General features: G+C 36.3%; 7 protein-coding genes. All 7 read left to right on the forward strand.

Annotated elements, in window-relative coordinates:
* Nucleotides 1–1,005: glycosyltransferase family 2 protein (locus QVD32_RS12295; protein ID WP_287710276.1), on the forward strand; the 1,005-nt coding region annotated here is incomplete at its 5' end.
* The gene (locus tag QVD32_RS12300) at nucleotides 1,005–2,078 is read left to right on the forward strand and encodes a polysaccharide pyruvyl transferase family protein (RefSeq protein ID WP_287710277.1); all 1,074 of its coding nucleotides are present in this window, start codon (nucleotides 1,005–1,007) and stop codon (nucleotides 2,076–2,078) included. The genes QVD32_RS12295 and QVD32_RS12300, both read left to right, overlap by 1 nt.
* Before the next feature lie 73 nt (nucleotides 2,079–2,151).
* A complete protein-coding gene (locus QVD32_RS12305; RefSeq protein ID WP_353847102.1) occupies nucleotides 2,152–3,081 on the forward strand; it encodes an acyltransferase family protein in 930 nt (309 codons plus the stop codon).
* 11 nt (nucleotides 3,082–3,092) lie between these two features.
* A complete protein-coding gene (locus QVD32_RS12310) occupies nucleotides 3,093–3,800 on the forward strand; it encodes a hypothetical protein (protein ID WP_287710279.1) in 708 nt (235 codons plus the stop codon).
* Nucleotides 3,797–5,335, forward strand: a complete 1,539-nt coding sequence (locus tag QVD32_RS12315) for an SIR2 family protein (RefSeq protein WP_287710280.1) — start codon at nucleotides 3,797–3,799, stop codon at nucleotides 5,333–5,335. The genes QVD32_RS12310 and QVD32_RS12315 overlap by 4 nt, the downstream gene beginning before the upstream one ends.
* 7 nt (nucleotides 5,336–5,342) lie before the next feature.
* Complete coding sequence (locus QVD32_RS12320) at nucleotides 5,343–6,059, forward strand: WecB/TagA/CpsF family glycosyltransferase (protein WP_287710281.1); 717 nt, start codon at nucleotides 5,343–5,345, stop codon at nucleotides 6,057–6,059.
* 187 nt (nucleotides 6,060–6,246) lie between these two features.
* A partial coding sequence (gene rfbC / locus QVD32_RS12325; RefSeq protein WP_287710282.1) for a dTDP-4-dehydrorhamnose 3,5-epimerase occupies nucleotides 6,247–6,806 on the forward strand: 560 nt, incomplete at its 3' end.

The following is a 6,806-nucleotide window of genomic DNA, read 5'->3' on the forward strand; positions in this document are numbered from 1 at the left end:
AATATGGAAAATAAAGAATTAATATCAATTGTGGCATCGGTATATAAAGGTGAGAAATACCTTGCCGATTGCCTGGATTCAGTTTTGGCACAAGACTATTCTAATTTTGAGTTGATTATGGTTGATGACGGTTCACCAGACAGCTCCGGTACAATATTAGACAGTTATGCTGCTAAAGATAAGCGTATAAAGGTTGTTCACAAAGAGAATTCAGGAGTATGTAATTCACGCAATGTAGGAATTGATATGGCGCAAGGTGCATACGTCTGCATTATTGACCAAGATGATTTACTGTCTCCTGATTATCTGAGCTATTTCTATAGACTAATAAAAGATAATGATGCAGAAATAGCAGCTACGCCTACTGCTGATAAGTTTTTTGGAGAAATCAAACTTGATGATGGACGTAATGATTATGTTACAGTATTAAGTGGAGAGCTGACTGCAATCAATATGCTTTATCACAAGATTATTATTGCCCCTTGGAATAAAATGATAAGTAGAGAATTGATAGAAAAATACCATATCCGTTTTGTTCCTGAGTTTTTCAATGGAGAAGGATTTGCATATTCTATAGAATGTTTTCAAAGAGCTAGACGTGTAGCTATGGGCCATCATAACGTATATCATTACCGTGTGGGTGATCCAGAAAGTGGAGCCTCTAAGTTCAGAGAATATTCTATTCATAGTTGCATAAAAGCTCAGCTTTATATTAAAGATAAACTTGTTTCAAAATCAAGTGAAACTCAAAAGGCATGGAACTTTAGTAATTGGCATTCTCATTGTGACTGTTTAAACATGATGGTGGGATGTGGTGTAATGAAAGAGTATAAGGCACTTTACGATAGAGTTAAGACTATCTGCCAGAAAAATGCATTGTGTGCTTTGTCGGCACCCATCTCTTTGCAGCAGAAATTAAGAGGAATCTTATTTGCTGTTTCTCCATATTTGGCAGCAAAGGTTATCAATCATTTCCGTATCAGAAAATTTAGTAAGGAGGCATAATGAAAGTAGGCATATTATCAATGCAGGAGGTAAAGAACTATGGTTCTTTCCTCCAGGCATTCTCGTTGAAAAGTAATATTGAGGCTTTAGGGCATCAGTGTGAGTTCGTGAACATTGTACCTGGTGAACAGCTTGGCGATTATAAGATTAGTAAATTCCATAAGATTCATCTGCTGGTTGAAAGATTATGGGGATTGGATTTTGTTAACCGCTTTAAGTACATCTATCAGTTTCAAAGTCGTTTTTCCAAAGAGTTTTTGCCGGAATTGGGAGTAAAGAAAGGTATTACAACAGAGCATTTTGATACCGTAGTCATTGGTAGTGATGAGGTGTTTAATTGTGCCCAAAAAACTTGGTTTGGCTTTTCTAAGCAGTTATTTGGAGAAGGTTTGAATGCACATAAGGTGATAACCTATGCTGCCTCTTTTGGTGCTACTACTGTGCCTAAGTTGGAAAAACTAGGTATCAAGGATACTGTGTCTAGTCTCTTGAAAAATATTGATAAGATTTCCGTTAGAGATGCGAATAGCGTGAAAGTTGTGGAGAAGTTGACGGGTAGCATCCCAAACAAGAATGTGGATCCTGTTCTTATCTACGACTATACTAAGCATATGCCTGCATCTGTGAATTTGAAAGATTACATGATAGTCTATACTTACCCTGGGCGTATTACTGATAAAAATGAAATTAATGCCATTCGAGCTTATGCTAAGAATAAAGGCTTAAAACTGGTAAGTATTGGTCATTATTTTCCATGGTGTGATATGACTATAGTTCCACATCCTTTTGAGGTGTTGGCTTATTTCCAACACGCTACATGTATTGTAACAGACACATTTCATGGTTCTGTATTTTCAATCAAGTTCAACAAGCAATTCTGTACAATTGTTCGTGGTATGAATAGTAATAAGCTTACTCATCTTTTAGAACAATTTGGCTTGGAAGGCAGAATAGCTAATGATGTAAGTAAACTTCCTGGTATTATGAATACAAGTATCGATTATGAACCTGTTAATATAAAGATAGCTGAGGAAAAGAAACGTTCTATTGCTTATCTTAAAGAAAATTTATAAAGAACAAATACGTATTTTAAATGCAACCAAAGAAAATCATTTCGGGTCTTGATGTCATGAAATTTATCATGGCATTCTTAATCGTGGATATTCATGTCCAAGGTTATCTCATTACCCCCCCATTTTTCAAAATTATGTGATTCATCCTATTGAAAGTCTGGCTGTTCCGACATTCTTCGTGATTTCTTCTTTCTTGTTTTTTAGGAAAGCAAGATACGAAGAATGCCAGATGAACCAAGTTTTGCATTTTATGAAACGACTTTGTATTTTATACCTATTTTGGTGTGTGATATGGAGTCCGATTATATATTTGCAGAAGGAGTATTTCCATCCGTTTACAATATGGGTACCTCTTTATATAATAAGAGATTTCTTCTTTGGTAATATGTTTGATGCAAGTTGGTTCTTAGGGGCATTGCTTGTAGGAGTTCCTATGGTCTGGGGATTAAGCCGATTGTTCAAGAAAGACGTTTTGGTAATACTTTTGCCATTGCTGGTATATTTGTATTTATACTATGTTAAAGAGTTACCTTCTGAATGGGCTGTCCTTTATGATTGGTATAATGATTTCAAATCACCTAATTTATCGTTTCCTGGCGGTTTGCTTTGGATAACATTAGGATATGTTATGGCCAATAATTCTGCAATAACTTGGATGGAGAAGGTAAGGAATGGTTTTGCATGGGTGGCTGTACTGCTATTCTTGATTTTATCTTTCTTTATTCCTATTGTGCCAAAGATTCTTTGTGTTGTTGCTTTGTTTGTTGCGGCCTATACATGGCAGTTGCCTGAACATCCGCAGTTATATCGTAGATTCAGAACTTATAGTATACTTTTCTATGTGATTCACGATTGCTTTAAGAAGATTCCAAAGCAGTTATTCGGATGGGAGAATGGTCCTCTTCTGTTTATTGTGACCATCGCTTTCTGTTTCTTGGCATCGGAATTTATTATGCGAATGAAGGATATGAAGGGATTTGGATATCTGAGGTATGCATATTAAATATTTTGATTATGGAAGAAAATAACAATTTAGTCGAGTCCTTTGAAAATTCACTCTTAAGTGATGACAAGAAAGACTTGATAGCAACTGTCGGTGATACAAGCATTGATGCGGTTGTAAGTAACGGCGCATTAGATGGAATACCAATACTTGGTATCTTGAACGGTATTTATAAAGTGGGGAAAAATATTCAGACACTACGCCTATGCAAGAAAGTTGCGAAATTTCTTTATGACACGAATTCTATATCACAATCGGATAAAGAACGGTTCATAAAGGAATATACAGAAATCAATAAAGAGAAAGGTACAGAGCTTCTATTGAATGTTATAGACAAAATTGATAATATCAACAAGATAGAATGCTTAGCTAATTTGATGAAAGCCAAAGTAAATGGAGAAATATCTATAGAGAATTTTGTACGTCTATGTCTTGTTATAGAGAAACTCCCCTATGTAGATTTTTGTAATTTGGAAAAATATAAGCAAGATTATAGCGAGGTAGGTACAGATGACATATTGTTGTCTGCTGGCGTGATTTATAATAGCGTTATAGATGCTAATGATGGCGATAAATATAAGTTAAATTATATTGGAAAGCTATTGCTACGATATGGAATAGGCATAGATACTGATGTTAATGCACCTACACCTGTATCTATGCCAAATATGGTTTCTGCAAAAGTTGTTGGAGATACGTTAAATTTTGAAGAATTATGACAAAAGAAGAGTTTGTTTCCATTTTAAAAGAAAGAAAGGGAGCACCTTTTTTGTTCTTGGGGTCGGGCTTCTCTCGGCATTATCTTGGTACACCTCAGTGGAATGGTATTCTTCAGATGTTTGCCCCACATAAATTGGCGCAATATTATTCAAAATTAAATACAGACTCCCTGATAAAAGTTGCAACAGCAATAGCAAAAGATGTAACAGAAGAGTTTTGGAATTTGGATGATGATGATGAATTCAAGATGGCTGTTCAAGATAAAGTACTTGATGGTAGTTCTGTTTTAAAGATTAAAATATCTGACTATCTGAAGAAGCAATCACTCCATGATTTTCCAGATGAGTATGAGGAAGAAATACATATCTTAGAAAGATTGTGTATTGATGGTATCATCACGACAAACTGGGATGATACAGCAGAAAGGTTGTTTCCTAAGTTCACTCCATATGTAGGTCAAGAGCAGCTAATTTTTTCTTCAACATATAGTGTTGGTGAAATTTATAAGATACATGGAAGTTACAAGATTCCACAAAGTTTAATTCTTACAGAAAATGATTATGATGGATTTAGTAAGAAAAATCCATATCTTGCCGCAAAACTCATCACGATATTTATAGAGCATCCAATAGTCTTTTTAGGTTATTCTATCTCCGACTCGAATATTCAGGATATTTTAAAGTCGATTGTTGCTTGTTTGGATAACGATAATATCAAAAAATTGCAAGACAATCTAATATTTGTTGAATGGGTTGATGATTCGTCATTCCAAACAGCGATAGAAAGACAGGATATTATGATGGGGAACAAAGTGAATTTGCCAGTCATAAAGATAAGGACGCATAGTTTCAAAGAGGTGTATGAGCTACTTCAATATTACGAGCGAGCAATTCCTGCAAATTTGTTGAGAGAATATAAAAAACAGTTTTATGAAATTGTTCAATCAGAAAAACCAGAAAGAAAGTTATATGCTTTGCCTGAAGAAAAAGTTGACAAGGACAAAAGCATTCAGGTAGTTTATGGCTTTGGCGTTATAAAGAAATTCCATTCTGCTGTTGGTTATAGGGGGCTCAAAGCAGTAGACCTACTTAAAGATGTATTGGATGATAATAAAGAATTGAACGCAGAACAAGTATTAACAGAGGCATACCCTCAGATTTATTCTAGAGGAACTTTTTTGCCAATATATAAATACTTATCCTTAATTGGAATTGAAAGTGATGAAAGTTATAAAAGAAACAAACTAGGTTTAAACTATCCATTAAGAAAAAAAGAGGATTTTCAATCCTATAAGTATCTTGATGAAGATAAAAACCTTTCCCTACAAGGAGCTATTGAAAAGTATAATAGTACAAGAGTATGGAAAGCCATCGCTCTCATCCCTTATCTTTATATATCTAAAGATGAACTACCTACATTGTGTAGTTTCATAGAACATAATTTTTATGATTTTCTTATAAAGAAAAATAGCTATTCTACATTTATGAGGAAGTTAATATGCTATTATGATTGGTTAAAATATGGTTGGGAATAAGGAGTGTATGAAAAATTCAATTTTAGTCAATAAAATACTTTCGACGGAATTTTATTCTGTCAATCAGATATTTGAAACAAAGGGTAAGGTTTATACTTACCTCAATCCTGTATCTTATCTCACAGCTCTGGATAATAAGGAACTGTTTGGTAAAATGGATGGTATATTTGCCGATGGTGACTTGCTGGTGAAAGCCATCAAGATGGTGTATGGCAAGCAGGTGACAAGAAGGAGCTTTGATATGACTTCGATGGCACCGGAGTTGTTCTCTTATGCAGAGGAGCATGGAAAGACCATCTATATCGTGGCTTCCAAGCAAGAGCAGGTGGAGAAAGCCGTGGAGATATTCCGTGAGCGGTATCCAAAGGTGAAGTTTGCTGGTTATCGTAACGGTTACTTTGCTTCAGAACAAGAAATGGATGAAGAAGCTAAGCATATCGTTAAACTGAATTCAGATTTCTTGATAGTTGGTATGGGAGCCTTGATGCAGGAGAAGTTCCTGCTAAAGGTGAAGGATGCCGGTTATCAGGGTGTCGGATTTACCTGTGGTGGATTTATTCATCAGACTTCCAGGAATGAGATAGATTATTATCCGGCATGGGTGGATAAAACGAATCTACGCTTTGTTTATCGAATGTGGAAGGAACCGCATACCCGTAAGCGTTATGTGATGGCAGGCTTGCTGTTTCCTGCAAGATTTATCGTAGAAAAAATCTTCGGATAGTCTTGTATAGCCAGTGAATGGGAGAGAAGACTACCAATTCAGATTTTGGTTCGCAGGATGGAAGAAGATACATGGAATAAAATAACAGATATATGGGTAAACGGTTCCCGCTCTCCTTTTTAATTAAGTTACTTTTCGGAGATGGAACTTAGTAGCCCTTTTTGACTATATTCAAACCAATAATAATATGCAAGTAATAAAGACTGATATTGAGGGCGTGCTCATCATTGAGCCTCGCCTTTTTAGAGATGCTCGTGGCTATTTCTTCGAGAGCTTTAGCGAGCGTGAGTTTAAAGAGAAAGTAGAGCCATTGGTGGGCTACAAGGTGGAGTTCTGCCAGGACAACGAGAGCATGAGTTCTTATGGTGTGATGCGTGGTCTGCATTTCCAAAGACCTCCGTTTACACAGAGTAAGTTGGTGAGATGCGTGAAGGGTAGAGTGCTGGATGTTGCCGTGGATATCCGCAAGGGTTCGCCAACATACGGTAAGCATGTGGCGGTGGAACTGACGGAGGATAATCATCGCCAGTTCTTTATTCCTAAGGGCTTTGCGCATGGCTTCGCTGTGTTATCGGAAACTGCGGTATTCCAGTATAAGTGTGATAACTTCTATCACCCAGAGGCTGATGGGGGTATCTCTATCCTGGATGAATCTCTTGGCATTGACTGGCGCATTCCTACGGAACATGCTAATCTTTCGGAAAAGGATACAAAACATGAGGTATTGAAGGACTTTGAAAGTCCTTT

The organism is Barnesiella sp., assembly GCF_022723415.1.
In the GTDB taxonomy this organism is placed as follows: Bacteria; Bacteroidota; Bacteroidia; order Bacteroidales; family Barnesiellaceae; genus Barnesiella; species Barnesiella intestinihominis.

What these genes read in the sequence shown, in the direction of transcription:
- QVD32_RS12315 (WP_287710280.1), top strand. Translation starts at nt 3,797, where the DNA reads ATGACAAAAGAAGAGTTTGTTTCCATTTTAAAAGAAAGAAAGGGAGCA.
- QVD32_RS12320 (WP_287710281.1), top strand. Translation starts at nt 5,343, where the DNA reads ATGAAAAATTCAATTTTAGTCAATAAAATACTTTCGACGGAATTTTAT.
- QVD32_RS12310 (WP_287710279.1), top strand. Translation starts at nt 3,093, where the DNA reads ATGGAAGAAAATAACAATTTAGTCGAGTCCTTTGAAAATTCACTCTTA.
- QVD32_RS12300 (WP_287710277.1), top strand. Translation starts at nt 1,005, where the DNA reads ATGAAAGTAGGCATATTATCAATGCAGGAGGTAAAGAACTATGGTTCT.